Raw genomic sequence first — 19,612 nt, 5'->3', positions numbered from 1 at the left:
TACAGAAAGCTCTACAGGTCCGTTTTTTTATAATGTCTTTACTAACTTTCTATTGCAGATATAAATCAATTCCTACTTATTCAGCAACCGTTTACTAAGAAAACGTACAGGATACCATACCGACAGAAAACCAATCAATAATACGGTGATAAAAATAAGAAGTACATCTGATGCATGTACACTTACCGGATAAGCATCAACTACAAAGCTTCCAGAGCTTCCCAAAGCTATCAAGCCATATTCTTGCTGCAACCAACAAAGCAGCAAACCTAATACAACTCCTGCAAACGCTCCGAAAAACGATATCATACGTCCTTCGAACAAAAAGATACGCACTATCTGCCGATCGCTCGCACCCAAATTGCGCAAGGTCACAACATCATCGCGCTTATCAATAATGAGCATCGAGAGAGAGCCTATCACATTGAAACATGCAATCATCAGGATGAAGGTAAGAAACAGGTAAGAAATAAGCTTTTCTATCTCCATTATACGATAGGTATCTGCCTGCTGCTCGTAACGGTCTTGTACCAGGAAATCATCACCTAACAAATCTTGTATATGTTTTTTTACTGCATCCGTATCCGCTCCAGCTTTCAGTTTCAGATTTATTGCACTGACCTCTGTAGTATATTGAAATAAACGTCGGGCAAAATCTATTGATGTCAGTATGTAAGAAGCATCATATTTTTCCTGGTTTACAGCAAAAACCAGTCCCGATGAAAATAAATTACCGGTAACAAAAGCTGTAGAAGGATTTGCCATATTCACCTTTGCACCACGACGGGGAGCGTATATTTCCAACGGATCCAGAAAACGGATACCTGAGCCTAATGTAGAAAGCAATTGAATACCGGGAATAGCATAATCAACAACCTCATCATGAAGTAGTAAATCACCTCTTCCAAAAAGAATACTGTCTATGGGAGTCAGCTGATCAAAGTTATCTTCAACTCCTTTCACCACCGCCATAGCCTGTCTGCCTTGATATTGCACCATTACATTGTCTTCCAAAGACTCGGAATAAACTTCTACGTCTGGCATTTTTTTGAGCTGAAGCACTCGCTTATCTTGCCCGTCAAATACCTTTCCACGAACAGCAGTAATCTTCAATTGCGAATCGAAGGCTGTAAAAAATGTAGTTACCAAATCTTGAAACCCATTGAATACAGACAACGTACATACCAGTGCCAGCGTAGCAAGTGCCACTCCACATACGGAAATAGCTGAAATCACATTGATAGCATTGTGCGATTTCTTGGAAAACAAATATCTTCGAGCTATGTAAAAGGGGAAATTCATGGTGTATTAATTTTTCACCACAGACCGCACTTCTATAACAAAAAGAAATAGAATGATGCAGCCTGTGGTGAACAAGAGAGTTTATTTCTTAAGCAGCTCATCGATATGAGCAGCATAATCCAGCGAATCGTCGACAAAGAATTTAAGTTCCGGAATAATACGCAACTGATGACGTACCCGATTTCCCAATTCAAAACGAATCGACTTCATATTGTCATTGATATTTTTTACGATTTCCTCACTACGTTCCGACGGGAACACGCTAAGATATACACGAGCGTAACTCATATCCGGGCTAATACGCACAACACTGACTGAAACCAATACACCGTGCATCGCCTTTGTTTGCAGCAAGAAAATATCACTCAGCTCTTTCTGAATGAGCCGAGCGATTTTATTTTGTCTGGTTGTTTCCATATAAATAATTACTTTTTACGTATGATGGTTAAGCCGTCACGCAAAGGCAATATAACTTTTTCTACACGTGTATCGGCCGCCACCAAATCATTAAACTTCTTAATACCGATAGTTTGCGTATCTGTATGATGAGGTTCGGGTTCAAGTACATGTCCGTCCCACAAAGTATTATCGGCTATAATATAGCCTCCTGAATTCATCTTTTTCAGAATCATCTCATAATACTCTACATAAAAACGCTTATTACCGTCAACAAAAGCAAGATCAAATGTTACGTCCATATCAGGCACAATCTTCAAGGCATCACCTATATAGAACTTTATTTTATCGGCATACAATGAATTTTCCAGCCACGGACGTGTAAAATCCTCTTGCTCATCATTTATCTCGAAAGTATGGAGCATAGCCCCTTCTTCCAGTCCTTCTGCCAGACAGAGAGCGGAATATCCGCTGTAAGTACCTATCTCAAGCACTTGTTTCGGACGTATCATCTGTACAAACATTTTCAGCATACGTCCTTGCAGATGCCCTGAAGCCATACGGGGACGCAAAAGTTTAACATGCGTCGCCCGGTATAAAGCCTTCAAGTATTCTCCTTCTTCATCTATATGCTGAAGTATATAGTCGTCCAGAGCGTCCGTTTCTTTCATATATATTATAAGTAACGGTTACGGTTGGGTAAAACATATTCATCTTCACTGTCCAACACATCGCCTACCTGATTGATTTCAAGGAATGAAGTATGAGTACCTTTCTTTCCTCCGCTCAAATAAGCCACCATGTCTTTATCTGAAAGAACTCCATCAGCAATCAATTTACGCAATGCTGTGAAATAATATTCCTGACCACTGGCTTTTTCTGGCATATAGATAGCTTCCACTCCATAAGATAATGCCAGATGACGCATAGTCTTTTCCTTATAACATACAGCCAACACAGGATATTTTCCACGGAAAGCTGCCAGGTTACGAGCAGTCAAACCACTGAAACAGTCAGTAATGATAGCACGAATCGGCATCAATGTAGCAGAACGTACAGCCTGTTTAGCAAGGAATGCAGTAACATCTGTATTTTCCGGAGTCAAAGGAATCTGGATATCATTTTCTTCCATTTTATCCTTTTCAGCCTGTGCAGCAATCTTGGCCATTGTCTTAACAGCTTCTACCGGATATTTTCCATATGCAGTTTCACCACTCAACATCAGCGCGTCTGTACGATAATAGATTGCATTTGCAATATCTGTAACCTCTGCACGAGTAGGACGTGGGTTGTTAATCATGGTATGCAGCATCTGAGTTGCTACGATAACCGGTTTCTTTGCCAGAATACATTTCTTGATAAGCTGACGCTGAATACCCGGAATACGTTCCTGAGGGACTTCAATACCTAAGTCACCACGAGCAACCATAACTCCGTCAGCTACCTCAAGTATTTCATCAATATTATCTACACCTTCCTGATTTTCAATCTTTGCAATAATCTTAATGTCGCTCTTGTGTGCATCCAATATTTCACGAATGTCAAGTACATCTTGCTTATTGCGTACAAATGAATGTGCGATGAAATCAATATCCTTTTCGATTGCATAAAGAATATTGTTTCTGTCTTTTTCAGTCAGTGAAGGAAGGTTTATACGTACACCCGGAACATTCACGCTCTTACGGCTTCCCAGTGTAGCGTCGTTACAAACCTCGCAAAACAAAGTATCTTCACTCTTTTCTACAACCTTCAGTTCCAGTTCACCGTCATCAATCAATACATCGGCACCAACCGACAAATCGTGTACAAAGCCCGGATAGGTCACAGCAATGCATTCACGAGTAGTTTCCTGTGCAGGATTGCCAACAATACGTACTTTATCTCCTGTTTTAAAATCAATAGGACCTTCTGCGCTTGCAGTAGTACGTACTTCCGGACCTTTTGTATCCATCAGGATAGCGATACGGTTTGATACCGCACGCACGTTACTGATTAATTTTTCGAATCCTTCACGACTGGCATGAGCTGTATTCATACGAACAACATTCATACCGGCATTAAAAAGGTCTCTGATAAAATCTACTTCACAACGTAAGTCCGAAATGGACGCAACGATTTTTGTTTGTTTGAGCATCATATTTTGTTCTTATTCTAAATGTATTATTTCTTTGTATATAAAAGTGCTTCCAAAGCAAGTCTGTACGAATCAAGTCCGAAGCCACATATCACTCCTTTACAAGCACAAGAGATCATAGATTTATGCCGGAACTCTTCCCGGGTATGCACATTCGAGATATGTACTTCAATGACAGGAGTTGTTACAGCACGGATAGCATCTTGCAAAGCTATAGAAGTGTGCGTATAAGCTCCTGCATTCAGCACAATTCCATCACAAGAAAACCCTATTTCATGGATTTTATTAATCAATTCCCCCTCTATATTCGACTGATAGTATTCTATCTGTACATCGGGATACTGTGCTTTCAGCGTCACCAAATAATCTTCAAAAGAAACAGCACCGTAAATTGAAGGTTCTCGTTTCCCCAATAAATTGATATTGGGACCATTGATTATTTGTATTCTCATACCTATTCAAACTAAAACTTTTTAATACCTTTGTTGAGAAATTTGGCACAAAGATACGAAAAAGAAATGAAAACTTATGTGAAAAGAGAGAAGATAATAATAAAGTATAAGCAATATCTGAAATTAGAAAAATCTCTCTCTGAAAATACAGTACAGGCTTACCTCACAGATTTGGATAAATTATTCGCATACCTGACATTAGAGAATATCGATTATACCCAAGTTACCCTACAAGACCTGGAAACATTTTCCGCCGGACTTCATGATATCGGAATTCACCCGCGGTCACAGGCGCGCATACTTTCCGGCATACGTTCTTTTTACCATTTTCTGGTACTGGATGACTATATCCAGCAAGATCCTACAGAACTACTGGAATCTCCTCAAATCGGAAAACATCTTCCCGATGTCCTAAGCGTAGAAGAGATCGATGCCCTCATCGGAAGTATAGACCGAAGTACCCGTGAAGGACAGCGAAATTGTGCGATTCTAGAAACCTTATACAGCTGCGGGCTCCGAGTTTCTGAGTTATGCAACCTGAAAATATCCGATCTGTATTTTGACGAAGGCTTTATAAAAGTCGAAGGGAAAGGGAGCAAACAACGCCTTGTACCTATATCTCCTCGTGCCATCAATGAAATCCGGAACTATTTTATCGAACGGAACCAGGGACTCATCAAACCGGAATATGAAGACTTTGTATTTATCAGCCGTTTCGGAAAAAACATTTCCCGTATTATGGTATTCCATATTATAAAGGAATTAGCCAGCCTGATCGGATTAAAAAAGAAAATAAGCCCACATACATTCCGACATTCCTTTGCTACTCATTTATTAGAAGGTGGAGCGAACTTACGTGCAATACAATGCATGTTAGGACATGAGAGCATCGGAACAACTGAAATTTATACACACATAGACAAGAACAGATTACGACAAGAAATCATCGGGCATCATCCTAGAAACATTAAGCATCAAGGTGCAGAGAAAGAGAAAATGACTTAATTTAATCTTTTTTTTAATATCTCTTTAAAAAAAAGGAGGTTAAAACATCCACACCTAATAGAGTTTTTCTTATCTTTGCCCCCAAAAGAATAAAAAAACAGCTAGATTATATTTTTATAACAAACCTAATATTTAAAAAATCATGATTAAGAAGTTGTATTTGCCTTTAGTGGCATTGTTAGTCCTTGCTTTCTCTTCATGTAGCAAGATGGGCGAATTATCCGCTGACTACTTCACAACAAATCCAGAAGTGTTAGAAGCTGTCGGAGGTAAAGTTCCTGTTACTATCACAGGTAAGTTCCCCGAAAAGTACTTCAAAAAGAACGCTATCGTTGAAGTAACTCCAGTATTGAGATGGGATGGCGGTGAAGCTAAAGGCCAGCCAGCTACATTCCAGGGTGAAAAAGTACAAGGTAACGACCAGACAATCTCTTACAAGACTGGTGGTACTTATACAATGAAAGCCTCTTTCGACTATGTTCCTGAAATGGCTAAATCTGAATTGTATCTTGATTTCAAGATCAAAAAAGGTAAAAAAGAATACACTATTCCTTCTGTAAAGATTGCTGATGGTGTTATCGCTACTTCAGAACTTCCTACTGTAAACTCTGCTAACGCAGCTTTGGCTCCAGACGCATTCCAGCGTATCATCAAACAAGCTAAAGAAGCACAGATCATGTTCTTGATCCAGCAGGCTAACCTTCGCGCAAACGAATTGAAGTCTGAAGGTTTGAAAGACTTCAACAAGCAGGTTGTAACAGTTGCAGGCGATACTAAGAACTATAAGTTGAACAACATCGAAGTTTCTGCTTATGCTTCTCCTGATGGTGGTGTTAAATTGAATACTACTTTGGCTGAAAATCGTCAGAACAACACTGAAAAGTATTTGAACAAAGAATTGAAGAAAGGTAAGATCGAAACTACAGTAGACACTAAGTATACTGCTCAGGACTGGGATGGTTTCCAGGAATTGGTTTCTAAATCAAACATCCAGGATAAAGACCTGATCTTGCGTGTTCTTTCTATGTATAACGATCCAGAACAGCGTGAAACTGAAATCAAGAACATTTCTTCAGTTTACAAAACTTTGGCTGACGAAATCCTTCCTCAGTTGCGTCGTGCTCGCTTGACTGCAAACTATGACGTTATCGGTCGTAGCGATGAAGAAATCAACGAAGCATTCGATACTGATGCTAAGGTATTAAGCGCAAACGAATTGCTGTACGCTGCTACTCTGACAAACGACAAAGCTCGTCAGGAAGCTATCTACAAGAAAACTACAGAATTGTATCCTAACGATTTCCGTGCATACAACAACTTGGGTATGATGGCTTATGCTAACGGTGACTTCACTACAGCTGAAAACTACTTCAAACAAGCTGCTAGCAAAGACGCTAACGCTCCTGAAGTTAACACTAACCTTGGTTACATCGAATTGGTTAAGGGTAATGTAGCTAACGCTGAAACTTACTTAAGCAAATCAACTGGTGCTAACACAGCTAATGAAGCTCTGGGTAACTTGTATATCAAACAAGGTCAGTACGATCGCGCTGTACAGGCATTCGGTGATACTAAGACTAACTCAGCTGCTTTGGCTCAGATTCTGGCTAAAGACTACAACAAAGCTAAAAATACTTTGAATGCAGTTAAGAATCCTGATGCTTACACTGACTACTTGATGGCTATCGTAGGTGCAAGAACAAACAACGCTGATTTGGTTAAGACTAGCATGGCTAAAGTTGCTCAGAAAGATGCAACTCTGGCTGCAAAAGCTCAGATCGACCGCGAATTTGCTAAATATGCTAACGAAATCAAGTAATTGATTTTATCATATCTTTTGGAAAACCGGAATACATTCCCTTGTATTCCGGTTTTTTTATTACAAATAATTTAGTACTTTCGCAGAAAATAAATATGGAAACATGAGAAAAATAGTATTCTTCCTGACGATTGCAATCTGCTTGGCTTCATGTAAAAAGAAACCAGAGTTTGTTTTACAAGGCGAACTGCAAAATTGTAGTTCCGACGAAATTCTGGTTGTTTATGACGATCCTGTTTCCAAGCTTGATACTATTATTCTCAAGGACGGAAAGTTTACATATACTTTTTCACCCGATACATTAACATTATTCCGGCTAGTTTCGCCCGATATGTTAAAAACGATACCTGTATTTGCAGATAAGACACTGCATATGACTCTTAAGGGAAGTTTTGAAAATCCGGTTATCAGCGGTGACGGAGAGAATGGGGTATATGGAAAATTTCTGGAAAGTTTGCAAAACCTAAAAGACAGTGCGGCTATCACTCAAAAAGCAGAAGAGTTTATTGTACAACATCCGCACTCATTTGTATCAGCCTATCTCATCAACGATTATTTCGTACAAGTACCTCAGCCTGACATTGAAAAGACCAGAAGTCTGATAGAGCCACTTGGAGGAAACATAAAAGACAGCCGCATATTAAGTATGGCTTTAAAGTCAATACCTCCTAAAGACAAAACAGAGAGAAATGAAAAATACCTCACATATTTTTCATGCAAAAACCGTAGTGGCAAATATGTGACATGGAGTAGTTCAGAGAATAATTACACACTTTTGAACTTTTGGGCCAGTTGGGATAAAGCAAGTGTATCCGTACGTGATTCACTAGCCAAAATGGCAAAGGAATTTCCGGAAAAGAAATTCAGAGTGCTCAACATCTCACTCGACTACGAAAAAAAGAAATGGCTTGAAGCTTGTAAAGAAGACAGCAAACAATGGATTGAAGTCTGCGACTACAAAGGCTGGAGCAATCAGGTTGTCAAACAGAATAACATACATAAACTGCCTGCAAATATTTTAATAGACCGCAACCGAAAAGTCCTTGGTAAAGACTTAACGGAAAAAGATCTGTATACGACAGTAGAGCAGCTTATCAAAAAAGAGGAAAAGAAATAAAATAATCTCTTCATGTTAACCAAATTATTCGGAGCAGCGGTACAAGGTATCGACGCAACAATTGTGACCATTGAAGTCAACAGTTCACGCGGTATTAAATTTTTTCTAGTCGGTTTACCCGATTCTGCCGTAAAAGAGAGTCATGAACGCATCATGTCTGCACTGCAAGTCAACGGTTATAAATTTCCCACCTGCCAGATTGTTGTAAACATGGCACCTGCTGATATCCGAAAGGAAGGATCATCATACGATCTTCCCCTGGCTATCGGTATACTTGCTGCTACAGGAACTGTGTCATCCGACAAACTGAACCGTTACCTAATTATCGGAGAGCTAGGATTAGACGGTAATTTGCAGCCTATCAAAGGAGCACTTCCTATTGCTATATGCGCCCGTGAACAAGGACTGGAAGGATTAATTCTTCCCAAGCAGAATGCCCGAGAAGCTGCTGTTGTCAACAACCTGAAAGTATTTGGAGTAGAAAACATTACTGAGGTAATTGAATTCTTCAACGGGATTCGTACCTTAGAACCAACAATAGTCAATACCCGAGAAGAGTTTTATCGAAGCCAGGATAACTTCCCTTTCGATTTTGCCGACGTAAAAGGACAAGAAAATGTAAAGCGCGCACTTGAAGTTGCAGCAGCAGGCGGACACAACCTCATTATGATAGGCGCACCGGGTAGTGGAAAATCAATGATGGCGAAATGCCTTCCAAGTATTCTTCCCCCTCTGACACTGGCAGAAAGCCTGGAAACAACTAAGATACACTCAGTTGCCGGAAAGCTTGGTAAAGATTCTTCATTGATAGCTGTACGCCCTTTCCGCAGCCCTCATCACACAATCTCACAAGTTGCCATGGTAGGTGGCGGGAGCAGTCCCCAGCCTGGAGAAATCAGCCTTGCCCACAACGGTGTACTCTTTCTTGACGAGCTGCCTGAATTCAACCGGAGCGTACTCGAAGTCCTTCGTCAGCCACTTGAGGACCGTCGGATAACTATTTCACGTTCTAAATATACATTAGAATATCCTGCCAGCTTTACGCTCATAGCCTCCATGAACCCGTGTCCATGCGGCTATTATAATCACCCAACGCGTCACTGCGTATGCAGCCCCGGACAAGTTCAACGTTATCTGAACAAAATATCCGGTCCGCTACTCGACCGTATCGACATACAAATAGAAATAGTCCCTGTCCCTTTCGAAAAACTGTCTGAACAGACTAAAGGTGAGTCGAGTGCAGCTATACGCGAACGAGTTATCCGGGCAAGACAGATACAAGCCAGCCGATTTGCTCATGACGCAGGAGTCCACTGCAACGCACAAATGTCATCACGTCTGTTACACCAATATGCACTTCCAGACGAAAAAGGGCTCTCATTACTTCGCAATGCCATGGAGCGTTTTCATCTTTCAGCACGTGCCTACGACCGTATTCTGAAAGTCTCGAGAACTATCGCCGACCTGGAAAATGCCGAACACATACAGCCTCATCATTTGGCAGAAGCCATCAGTTACCGTAACCTTGACCGCGAGAATTGGGCAGGATAGTTTCTCGGTTACAACCGGCCTTCTCCTGATACATAAGTATCTTCATGAATAGAAAGCCCCCTATCAGGATACAAAAACGGCTAAAGGTTCTGAGACATGACAGTTCAGGAACAAGAATTTTATTCAGTCATCAACAATCAAAAAACATATATAAAATTTTACGTATCTATTCAGCCAATATGAAAAATATCAGTAAAAATGCAATTATCGGGTATCCCGCCGGAATTATCACCGGTATAACCTATGGATTAAATCCGTTGTTCGGAGTTCCTTTAATGAAAGAAGGTGCAGCCATCGAATCTATTCTTTTCTTCCGTTATGCCATTGCCGTATTATTCTTAGGTGGATTTCTCTTATTGAGCAGACAAAGTTTCAAGATTTCATGGAAACAAGCCGGCGTGTTGCTTATACTCGGACTACTTTACACATCAAGTAGTGTATTCTTGTTCGAGGCATACAGCTATATAGCCTCAGGACTTGCAACAACTATTATATTTCTCTATCCGGTTCTTGTAGCTATCATCATGGTCTTTTTGCGGGTTGTTCCCTCCTGGCCGGTCTGGCTTTCCATCATTCTCACCTTTGTAGGGGTAGTGATCATGACACAGAGCGATTCTACACAGACCATCAATCCGATAGGAGTCATCCTTTCGTTAGGTTCGGCTTTAGTCTATGCACTATTTATAGTCATCATCAACCGAAGCAAAATTATCAGCAATATATCAAACAGCCTGCTTACATTCTATGCACTGACAGTAGGTGCAATTATCTTCTTAGGGAAAATTACATTATCCGACATTCATATAACAACCGGACTTACAGGAAACATGGTCTGGTTGAACCTTGTCGGTCTTGCGATTCTTCCGACTGTCGTATCAACCGCTACATTGGCTATTGCGACACGAAACATCGGAGCCACCAAAGCATCCGTCCTTGGGGTATTCGAACCCGTTACTGCTATTCTCATTGGAACTGTTGTCTTTGGAGAAGCTCTCACAACCAATATCATTGTCGGAATTTTACTTTCCATAGCAGCCATAACCTTTATGATTGCCAAAACAAAAAGATAGGATCCGGCCTTTAACAGCCTGAAAATATTGTATTTATCAATAAAAGTTTCTTTTTACCCTTCACGGCTTCCACCGGGTTACTGGCATCAAGAACCGGTGAAAGCCGTGAAAGGCAAAAAACAACACATTCCTTTTCCAAAAATATCAGCATCTTTTCACAAATTCATCGAGATATTTTTTTAAAATTCGTACAAAAAATACAGGAAACATGCTGATGTTTTTAAACTCCTATTAACCAACTATTTAAGATACTCACTAGGAGGTATTCCGAACTGCTGTTTAAAGCTCTTCGAGAAATGAGACAATGTATTGAAACCTGTCATATCAGCTATTTCAGAGATTGTATATTTACCCTCCTTCAAAAGTTCTACCGCACGATTTAATTTATACGTTTTGAAAAAGACACTCGGATTCTCTCCTGTCAGTCCTTTTACCTTATAATAAAATTTAGTTCGTGATATTTTCAGAAGCTGAGTCATTCTTGTTACATCCAGCTCAGGATTAGAAAGTTCACTCTCCATCAGATGATATAATTCTGTCATAAACATATTATCCTGCGGTGAAAGCACATTCTCGTCCATCTTGTCTGTCTGGGTAGAACGGCTAAGCAAACTACGTGTCTTTTCCCGGTTATTGAGCAATGACTTGATAAGAGCCATCAGATAATGCGGTTCAAAAGGTTTTGTCACATAAGCATCAACTCCTACATTCAACCCTTCCACCTGATTTTCTATGGTTGTCTTTGCCGTAACCAGAATGACCGGAATATGACAAAGCTGTAAACTCTCCTTTATCTCGCGGCAAAGCCAATAACCATCCTTTCCCGGCATGACCACATCACTCAGAATCAGATCGGGAACACTCTCTGTAATAGCTTCGAGTGCACTCTCTGCATTAAAACGGCAAACGACCTGATAATCGGAGCCAAGCAGCAGCTCCAGATAATAAGCAACTTCAGAATCATCATCAACAACCATGATTGTTTTTTTCTCCTTGTCAAGATCCGGATCAGGTTTTACAGGAAGCGGATTTTCCTCAAGCGGGAAAGCTTCCAGCTGATTGACTTGTTCATGCGACCGCTCTGCTTCCGAATAAGCCGACTGACCAACAGGTACAATAAGTGTAAACATTACTTTATTGTCGTCTTTCAGATTAGAGGCAGTCAAGCTCCCATGATGAAGTCGGGCAAGACTGCGGGCATAATAAAGTCCAATACCCGTTCCCCAGTTATATATTCCTCCATGCTCATCCGAAATCTGATAATAACGTTCGAAGATCTTTTCCAGTTTATCATCCGGTATCTGTCCGGTATTAATAACTTCTATCTTTACAGCTTGTACAGCATCCTCCCCCGATACAATATCAAAATTCACATTGATACGTCCACCAGCGGGAGTATATTTCAAGGCATTCGACATCAGGTTAGTAAATATCTTATCTATTTTATCTTCATCTATCCAGGCAATGAAACTTCCTTCCAAGCCGTTGGTTATCATTGTAATCGACTTACTTTCAGCATTAACACGGAATATATCTGTCAACTCTTTCAGAAACACAACAATCTCAGTAGGACGTACCTTGAGTTTCAACGTATCATTTTCCAGTTTATTAAAATCAAGCATTTGGTTTACCAGCCTCAGCATACGGTTTACACTACGCTGTACGATACGAAGCAGATTTTTATTCTCACCGGTTATATCCGAACTGCTATACAATAAAGAAATCGGACCGGAGATCATTGTCAGAGGTGTACGGAATTCATGAGAAATATTGGCAAAGAAACTCATATTCATCTTATTGATAAACTGCTCTTGCGCCTTTGCCTGTTCTGCACGAAGCACAGCCTGCTTCTCCGCGCGTATACGCCACATGGCTCTTATAAAGAAGGCCAAGATAGTAATCCCCGCTATCAGATAAAAAGTATATGCCCACCATGTAGCCCACGGAGCAGGATGTACAATAACCCGAATAGCATTTTCTCCTACGATAGTACTCTGATCATTTTGAGTAATCCGAACCCTAAAAGTATAAGTTCCAGCAGGAAGATTTGCATAATAGGCTTCTTTATTGTTATGAGCGTTAATCCAATATTGGTCGAATCCATCCAATTTATAATAATGGTGCAGACGTTCACTTTCACTATAGTCGAGTGCGGCAAAAGAGATACTGAAACCATTTTGATCGTACTTCAAATTAATATCCGGATTATAAGATAAATGACGATCTATACAGGCTCCTTTTCCCGGACGGACCAACGTATTATGTATTTTAATATCTTCAAACAGCAGAGGTATATCATGTCTGACCTGCATGTTAGTTGGCTGGAATATTGTCACCCCATGTGTACCGCCAAAAACAAGTGTACCATCATCCAGACAGCATGAAGCTCTGTCATAAAACTGATTGCCACCTAACCCGTCGGCTTCATAATAATTTATCCATTTATCAGTTTGAGGAATATATTTGCTTAAGCCGTACAATGTACTTATCCATAAATTTCCTTGTCTATCTTCCTCGATACTGGATATATCTGTACAAGTTGTCCCCGGGAACGGAGTAACTTTTCCTGATTCAGGCGAATAACACATCAGTCCGTTACTTACGGTTCCTATCCATATATTACCAGAACTGTCTTTATACAAATCGGTCGGAATAAAAACAGAACGCTGGATACAACGTTCAAAGTCTTGTATATTTACTTTAGGCTCAGATATTGTTCCATCTGCAGATACCAGTTTTAAAGGCTGGTAAAATGCTGAAGCAAGAATAGTTCCATTACCTATAGGTAAAAGCCCTGGAATAAATGTATAGCCGCTGAAAACCGGGAAACGAGAAAACGCTTTATCTCCTTTACGCAATACATATAGGAAACTACTCGCTGTGCCAATCCACAGATTCTGTTTATCATCTTCCACTATAGACATGGGAACATTCACCATATATCGCTGCTCTACCCGAAAACGTCCTTCTTCATACTTACATTTCAATACTTCATTGGATGTAGCTGTCATCCAGACAGTTCCATCTATATCGCTGACATACAACTGATTGACATAAGCAGTATTCCCTTCACCTCTGCCAAAGAGCTCATTACGGTCTATCTTTTCCAACTGCTGATTGCCAAACCGATAGACAAATACCCCATCCATCAGTGTTGCAATCCATAAGTTCTGATGTTTATCTGCCGACAAAGAAATAACAGACTTATCCTTAAAATAAGAACTCAAGTAATTATTATTGTTAAACAGTTTCTTATAACGATAATGTACTGCATACCCCTGATCTACTGAACCAATCCATAAATTGCCTTGTGAATCATTAAACATACGGCTAATCTTAAAATTCGGGACTTCAAAAGGAAAACCATTCTCACCCTGATGAATGACTGTCTTCGATGTTTTGTCGTAATAAAACACTCCCCTTCCCTGCGTACACAGCAAGACACCGTTTTCATAAGGATAAATATACTCAACAGGAGCATGTGACAAGACCGGATGAGAAGCTATCGCCTCGGGCAATGACAAATACTTGCGCTGCCTTACATCGAATATAGATACCGACTGATTGCCTGCCATCCAGAGTTCTCCATTTTTCAGTAAATAAGAAGCACGACAATACTCTTCTCGTTTCATCGAGAATGTTCTTTTATAATTGGACAAAGAATAGCACCGCATATCCTTGGAAGTTATTACCCAGCAATTATCTTGTGCATCGACAAAGCTGTTGATAATAAACATAGATGATGTATCAAAATCATAAATAGCCGGTTCAAAACACTCTTCCGATGAATTATACAGACAAATACCTGTCAGTGTAGTAAGCAAAATATCACCTTTGGAAGATTCAGACAAACGCAATCCGTTTCTGTTATTTCCACTCAAGCGGATATTCTTAAAATTATCCTTATCGGTATACTGGCACACACCGTTTACTGTCGATATCCACAAGCGCTTTTTTGAATCAAGAAAAATATCCTGAATATGATTGTCGGGAATATCAAGAGAGTCATCCGTACAAAAATACTGATGATATTCATTTACGCTGAATTTATTCAACCCACGGAAAGTACCTATCCATATATGTCCCTTCCCGTCTTCACCGAATGCCGTAATCTGTTGATTGGATATATCATTGGTGACAAGAGGACTTTGTCTTTCTACTTCTGAAACCAAATCTTTCCCACTGCGAGTGCATGAGAACAATAAAAAAATAAAAAACAAAAGACTTAATGTTTTCATTTTAAGTATCGCTAGTTAACAAAATTACAGACACAAATATAAGCAAAAAAACAAGGCATAAAGTACCCCAAAAGCACATTTTGAACAAATGAACAAACATTTAAACAAATAAGACAGGAGGATTGAACGCTGCAACAAACATTAAAAATAAATAAAATAACTGTAGAGAAAGGAACATCGTAATATTGCAATCGGAAAACCTAAAACAATAAATTTATGATAAAACACAAATTCTCTACCTTAATCTTCATTTCACTGCTTGCATTATATACAGGAAATGCAAGTGCTGCCGGCAAGCACAATGAGCCATGCGATGAAATTTCCGCATCATCGAATATTGCCGTCACACAAACCCAATATGGTAAAGTGGGTGGTTATCTTGAAAATAATGTATTTACCTTTAAAGGTATTCCTTACGCCAAAGCTGAAAGATTTATGCCTCCTACAGCACCAGACCAATGGAAAGGCATCCGTAGTTCACGGGCATACGGACCTACTTGTCCACAAGCAGAACGTATGGGATGGCAATCAGACGAACAAGCTTTCGCATTCAACTGGGATGACGGTTTTCCAGGTGAAGATTGTCTGCGTGTAAACATTTGGACTCAAGGATTAAAAGACGGGAAAAAGCGCCCTGTAATGGTATGGCTGCACGGCGGAGGCTACGCTGCCGGTTCAGGTCAGGAACTACCTTCATATGACGGTGCTGCTCTGTCAAGAAAAGGAGATGTGGTAGTAGTAACCTTAAACCACAGATTAAACGTACTTGGTTTTCTCGATTTATCAGCTTACGGAGGTAAGTATGCCCAAAGTGTAAACGTAGGTTTGCTGGATTTGGTAGCTGCACTTCGCTGGGTAAACGAAAATATTGAAAACTTTGGAGGTGACCCATCAAATGTCACCATATTCGGACAGTCAGGTGGCGGAGGAAAAGTATCTACACTACTCGCTACTCCCTCTGCAAAAGGTCTTTTCCAAAAAGCCATCGTACAAAGTGGTTCCATGCAGCGGACAATGGAAAGCAAATACTCCCAAAGGATAGCTGCGGCTACATTAGAAGAACTGGGTATCAAAGCTGAAGAGATTGATAAACTTCAGACCATACCTTATAAAACATTACTGGCTGCAGGCGAAAAAGCAATAGCCAATGTCCGCAAAGAAGCCGAAAAAGAAGGCATCCATTCTTTTATATTCGGATGGGGACCTACCGTTGACGGAAACATCCTCCCCCAACAGCCCGAAAAGCAAGCCGAATTATCAAAAGATATTCCAATGATGATCGGTACAACCTTACATGAGTTCTGTATCAGTACATATGTTCCCGAACTGAGAAATGCAACTCTCGATCAGGCAAAAGAAATGCTGAAAGCTAAATATGGAGAGAAGACCGATAACTATATCGAAATATTCAAAAAAGTATATCCGGCTGCAACTCCTCAAGATATGATCGATTTTGACGTAACATTCCGTCCAGCAGCAATCGAACAAGGAAACTGGAAAGCTGCCCAGCACGCCGCCCCTGTTTACATGTATCAGTTTGCATGGGAATCACCCGTAATGGATGGAATTCTCCGTTCTACTCATTGCATGGAAATAGCTTTTGTTTTCGACAACATCGCTCGATGCGCCTCAATGACAGGTGGAGGTAAAGATGCACAAGCACTGGCAGACAAAATGAGCAGTGCATGGATACAGTTTGCACGTACAGGAAATCCTAATGTAGAAGGTCTTCCAACATGGGAACCGTATACAGTAGAGAAAGGTGCAACAATGATTTTCAATAATACATGCGAAATAAAGTACAACCACGACAAAGGACTGCTCGATGTGGTGCGCTCGTTTCCTGTGAGGGGATTCTGATGAGAAAATATTTAGATTAACTTACTATGAAGAAATGCATACTATATCTGTTTACGGCTTGTTTCTTGCTGACGGCTTGCAATAAAGAGAATGCTCATGTCAATAATGAACCTGCCCGTCCGCGCCTGAATGCGCAGGATAGCCTGGCTATTGTAGCTTTCTATCACTCTATGAAGTGCGCTGAGTGGAAAGAGCCTTTCCATTGGGATTTGAAAGACTACACCACATGGGGTGGAGTGACTGTAGTGCTTGACCCTGAAACCAATGAATATAGGGTGACGGAAATTGAAACTCCATTTGATTCAAGGTATTATTTGCCTGCTGGCTATTCGTTGCCTGCCGAGTTAGGCAATCTTTCCTGCTTACGCTATCTGATTGTTTGGGGAGATAGCCGAGCCCAGGGAGGCATTCCACCCGAAATATTCAACTGTCCCTTAGAATATCTGCACATAGAGGGTAAGGCGAATGGAGAAAAAAACAAAGGCTTTTACGGCTCCATCCCAAAAGAGATAGGCAAGGCTGGTGATACAATGAAATGGGTATATATTGTCAATACCAATATCGGGGGTGAAATACCCGAGGAGATTGCATCGCTGCAACACTTAAGAACACCGCTCTATCTTTACGGCAATGAGTTCATGGGGAAAGTACCTTTATGTCTTCGAAAATTGCCGGTGGTAACTTCGCTGTACGATAATTATTTTACAGAAATGGACTGGCGTTACTATACGGAATATATAGGCTATGTACCTGATTTGAATGATAATTGCTTATCGGGCGATATACCTGCGGAAGTACTTGATACAGAAAGATGGAAGAAGTTTCAACTCAGAATTGAGAATCAGCGTACTGGTTATGGATATAACAAAAAATATTTTAACTAAGATTCAATGATGAACAGAATTTATATATTTATATTAGGAAGTATTATGGTGTGCTTACAAGCATGTCATAATTATGAAGAACCACTTTGGGATGATAAGTCAATGGTTCAAACTCGTGCAATAGTAGACGAATATCGTCCTTCTTCATCCAATCCTGATTTGTTGACCAATTGGGAAAACTTGGAAGAGATTGTATTAAATACAGAAAAACCCACTGGAGGTGGTTATAAAGTTGATGTTCCTTGGACAGATGGTATTTCTTCTAACTTGTCCGAATCTTTTAGGAAGAATATTAAGAAGGAAGATGGGTGGAAAATGCTTTTTCATACGTTCAAAGAAGTAGGATTGAATAAAGGATTGAATTACATGTGCTTTTATAATCAGTTTATAGGGTGTATAAAAGTCTTTTATTATAATGAAGAAGCTGTGCTTAGTCAAGGAGCACAATGGTATATTAAAACAAACGGAGGAATAAAAACAAAAATGTTGGATGAAGTAGCTTATTTATCTATAACAGCTGCTGAACCTGCTACCAATGACATGTTGATATTATCTAATTTGGCTGATGTTCCAACTACAGGTATTGTTCGTGGTTGGAATGGATTTGAGTTTAGCTTTCCCTATTCAACAGATTTGCCAATAGGAGATATTAAAATAGGTGCTTATGAGAAGCATATAACAGATTATAATATTACGGGTAAAGAGTTTTTGACAAGTTTAGGAACTATAACTACAACTCAACAAAGTAGTACAGGATTAAGTAAAGCACTTGCCAATATTACAGGACCGATAGCAGGAAGTTATATAAAGAAACTGGGTGAAGGAGTTTTTGGAAATACTGTTATATTGGGAAAGAAAATAACCGATTTGATAAATAATATTCCAGGTTCAAGTGTTGCTTCTATAATAAATAAGGGACTAAATTTGATATTTGGTAGAACTTCTACTATTTCAACTTCTGATATAAAGTTGACTACCTCGGGAACTATTGAAATGACAGGAACCGGAACTTCTGAAACTACATCTGTAATACCTACGTTGAACTTTAATTTGTATAATATATTAAATCCGTCTGTTTCTTCATCAAATACCCAACTTGTAACAAATACTGTTTCTACTGGTAATCATTATTTAGGTGCTTGGACTTTAGAAAAGACTCCGGAAGTTTCATTAAATAGATTTGTGCAAGTATGGAATCAACAATTAATACCGAATGGACATGGATATACTGTTAAAGGGAATGTTTATACACCTTCCGTAGAGAAAGAAAATTATAAAGTGATTATAAATCCGGATATTCTACCTTATATAAAAAGTTCAAATATCTCTGTGAAATATGTAGAATGCACGAAATTAGATGGGAAGGAAATCGCGGGATTAGATATGCATAGTCGATTGCAATTCCCTTTAATTTATTCCGATGAAAATAGAACCTTCTATGAAACAGAATCATATAGAACAAATATTAATGGAGATTTTTCTGTATCAGGTAATCCGCAACCATTAGTTTGCTGGTATGATTGGGGAGATATTCTTACAGGAAAATGGCTTGCGGTGGTTTGTGTTGATTTAAAGGTTGAATATGAAGGAAAGATTAATGACATTAGTCAAAGTCGAGTTTACACTGTTGATTTCAAGGTAGATGACGAACTTTCAAATATGGATGATATAATAAATCATCCTCCCTATTCAGTTATCATAAATGAAGGGAAACCATTCTTTCCCGCGGGCTATTTTTATCCTCTTACTGATTTTTGGGATTAATATGTGTAGCTTTTGAATGT

14 protein-coding genes are annotated in these 19,612 nt (G+C 39.7%); 8 read left to right on the top strand and 6 right to left on the bottom strand.

Going from position 1 to position 19,612, the window contains the following annotated elements; genetic code table 11:
* Window positions 1-72: 72 nt before the first annotated feature.
* The 5 genes from ACDG22_RS03700 to aroQ form a co-directional block, all read right to left on the bottom strand.
* A complete protein-coding gene (locus ACDG22_RS03700) occupies window positions 73-1,302 on the bottom strand; it encodes an FtsX-like permease family protein (protein WP_007566055.1) in 1,230 nt (409 codons plus the stop codon).
* A gap of 81 nt (window positions 1,303-1,383) precedes the next feature.
* Window positions 1,384-1,719 (bottom strand): 30S ribosome-binding factor RbfA, encoded by a 336-nt coding sequence (gene rbfA, locus ACDG22_RS03695; RefSeq protein WP_007566053.1) that lies wholly within the window; start codon window positions 1,717-1,719, stop codon window positions 1,384-1,386.
* Window positions 1,720-1,727: 8 nt separating this feature from the next.
* The gene (locus ACDG22_RS03690; RefSeq protein WP_007566050.1) at window positions 1,728-2,369 is read right to left on the bottom strand and encodes an O-methyltransferase; all 642 of its coding nucleotides are present in this window, start codon (window positions 2,367-2,369) and stop codon (window positions 1,728-1,730) included.
* A gap of 5 nt (window positions 2,370-2,374) precedes the next feature.
* Complete coding sequence (gene pyk / locus ACDG22_RS03685) at window positions 2,375-3,835, bottom strand: pyruvate kinase (RefSeq protein WP_007566049.1); 1,461 nt, start codon at window positions 3,833-3,835, stop codon at window positions 2,375-2,377.
* 23 nt (window positions 3,836-3,858) lie between these two features.
* Window positions 3,859-4,284, bottom strand: coding sequence for a type II 3-dehydroquinate dehydratase (aroQ, locus tag ACDG22_RS03680; RefSeq protein ID WP_270672937.1), 426 nt, complete (start codon window positions 4,282-4,284; stop codon window positions 3,859-3,861).
* A gap of 66 nt (window positions 4,285-4,350) precedes the next feature.
* Here aroQ and xerD point away from each other — a divergent pair, with 66 nt between their 5' ends.
* The 5 genes from xerD (at window position 4,351) to ACDG22_RS03655 (ending at window position 10,846) form a co-directional block, all read left to right on the top strand.
* The gene (xerD, locus tag ACDG22_RS03675; RefSeq protein ID WP_007566045.1) at window positions 4,351-5,289 is read left to right on the top strand and encodes a site-specific tyrosine recombinase XerD; all 939 of its coding nucleotides are present in this window, start codon (window positions 4,351-4,353) and stop codon (window positions 5,287-5,289) included.
* 142 nt (window positions 5,290-5,431) lie between these two features.
* Window positions 5,432-7,108: a tetratricopeptide repeat protein gene (locus tag ACDG22_RS03670; RefSeq protein WP_007566043.1), complete on the top strand. Its 1,677-nt coding sequence runs from the start codon at window positions 5,432-5,434 to the stop codon at window positions 7,106-7,108.
* Between the two features lie 103 nt (window positions 7,109-7,211).
* On the top strand, window positions 7,212-8,225 hold the full coding sequence (locus ACDG22_RS03665; protein WP_278676739.1) for a thioredoxin-like domain-containing protein: 1,014 nt from the start codon (window positions 7,212-7,214) through the stop codon (window positions 8,223-8,225).
* Window positions 8,226-8,237: 12 nt separating this feature from the next.
* On the top strand, window positions 8,238-9,776 hold the full coding sequence (locus tag ACDG22_RS03660) for a YifB family Mg chelatase-like AAA ATPase (RefSeq protein ID WP_007566039.1): 1,539 nt from the start codon (window positions 8,238-8,240) through the stop codon (window positions 9,774-9,776).
* A gap of 179 nt (window positions 9,777-9,955) precedes the next feature.
* Window positions 9,956-10,846, top strand: a complete 891-nt coding sequence (locus tag ACDG22_RS03655; RefSeq protein WP_040311754.1) for an EamA family transporter — start codon at window positions 9,956-9,958, stop codon at window positions 10,844-10,846.
* Window positions 10,847-11,085: 239 nt separating this feature from the next.
* Here the strand turns inward: ACDG22_RS03655 and ACDG22_RS03650 are convergent, their stop codons facing one another.
* On the bottom strand, window positions 11,086-15,084 hold the full coding sequence (locus ACDG22_RS03650) for a hybrid sensor histidine kinase/response regulator transcription factor (RefSeq protein ID WP_370858778.1): 3,999 nt from the start codon (window positions 15,082-15,084) through the stop codon (window positions 11,086-11,088).
* Window positions 15,085-15,300: 216 nt separating this feature from the next.
* On the opposite strand from ACDG22_RS03650, the gene ACDG22_RS03645 reads away from it, so the two are divergent.
* The 3 genes from ACDG22_RS03645 to ACDG22_RS03635 are packed head-to-tail and all read left to right on the top strand — an operon-like array spanning window position 15,301 to window position 19,592.
* On the top strand, window positions 15,301-16,944 hold the full coding sequence (locus ACDG22_RS03645; protein WP_270668987.1) for a carboxylesterase/lipase family protein: 1,644 nt from the start codon (window positions 15,301-15,303) through the stop codon (window positions 16,942-16,944).
* A 26-nt stretch (window positions 16,945-16,970) separates the two neighbouring features.
* Window positions 16,971-17,828: a leucine-rich repeat domain-containing protein gene (locus ACDG22_RS03640; protein WP_270230381.1), complete on the top strand. Its 858-nt coding sequence runs from the start codon at window positions 16,971-16,973 to the stop codon at window positions 17,826-17,828.
* Between the two features lie 6 nt (window positions 17,829-17,834).
* Window positions 17,835-19,592: a hypothetical protein gene (locus ACDG22_RS03635; protein ID WP_270230382.1), complete on the top strand. Its 1,758-nt coding sequence runs from the start codon at window positions 17,835-17,837 to the stop codon at window positions 19,590-19,592.
* Window positions 19,593-19,612: the final 20 nt, after the last annotated feature.

It is taken from the genome of Phocaeicola coprocola, from assembly GCF_041333015.1.
In the GTDB taxonomy this organism is placed as follows: domain Bacteria; phylum Bacteroidota; class Bacteroidia; order Bacteroidales; family Bacteroidaceae; genus Phocaeicola; species Phocaeicola coprocola.
The sequence above is the reverse complement of the archived record's forward strand: the minus strand, read 5'-3'. Positions and strand labels throughout refer to the sequence as shown.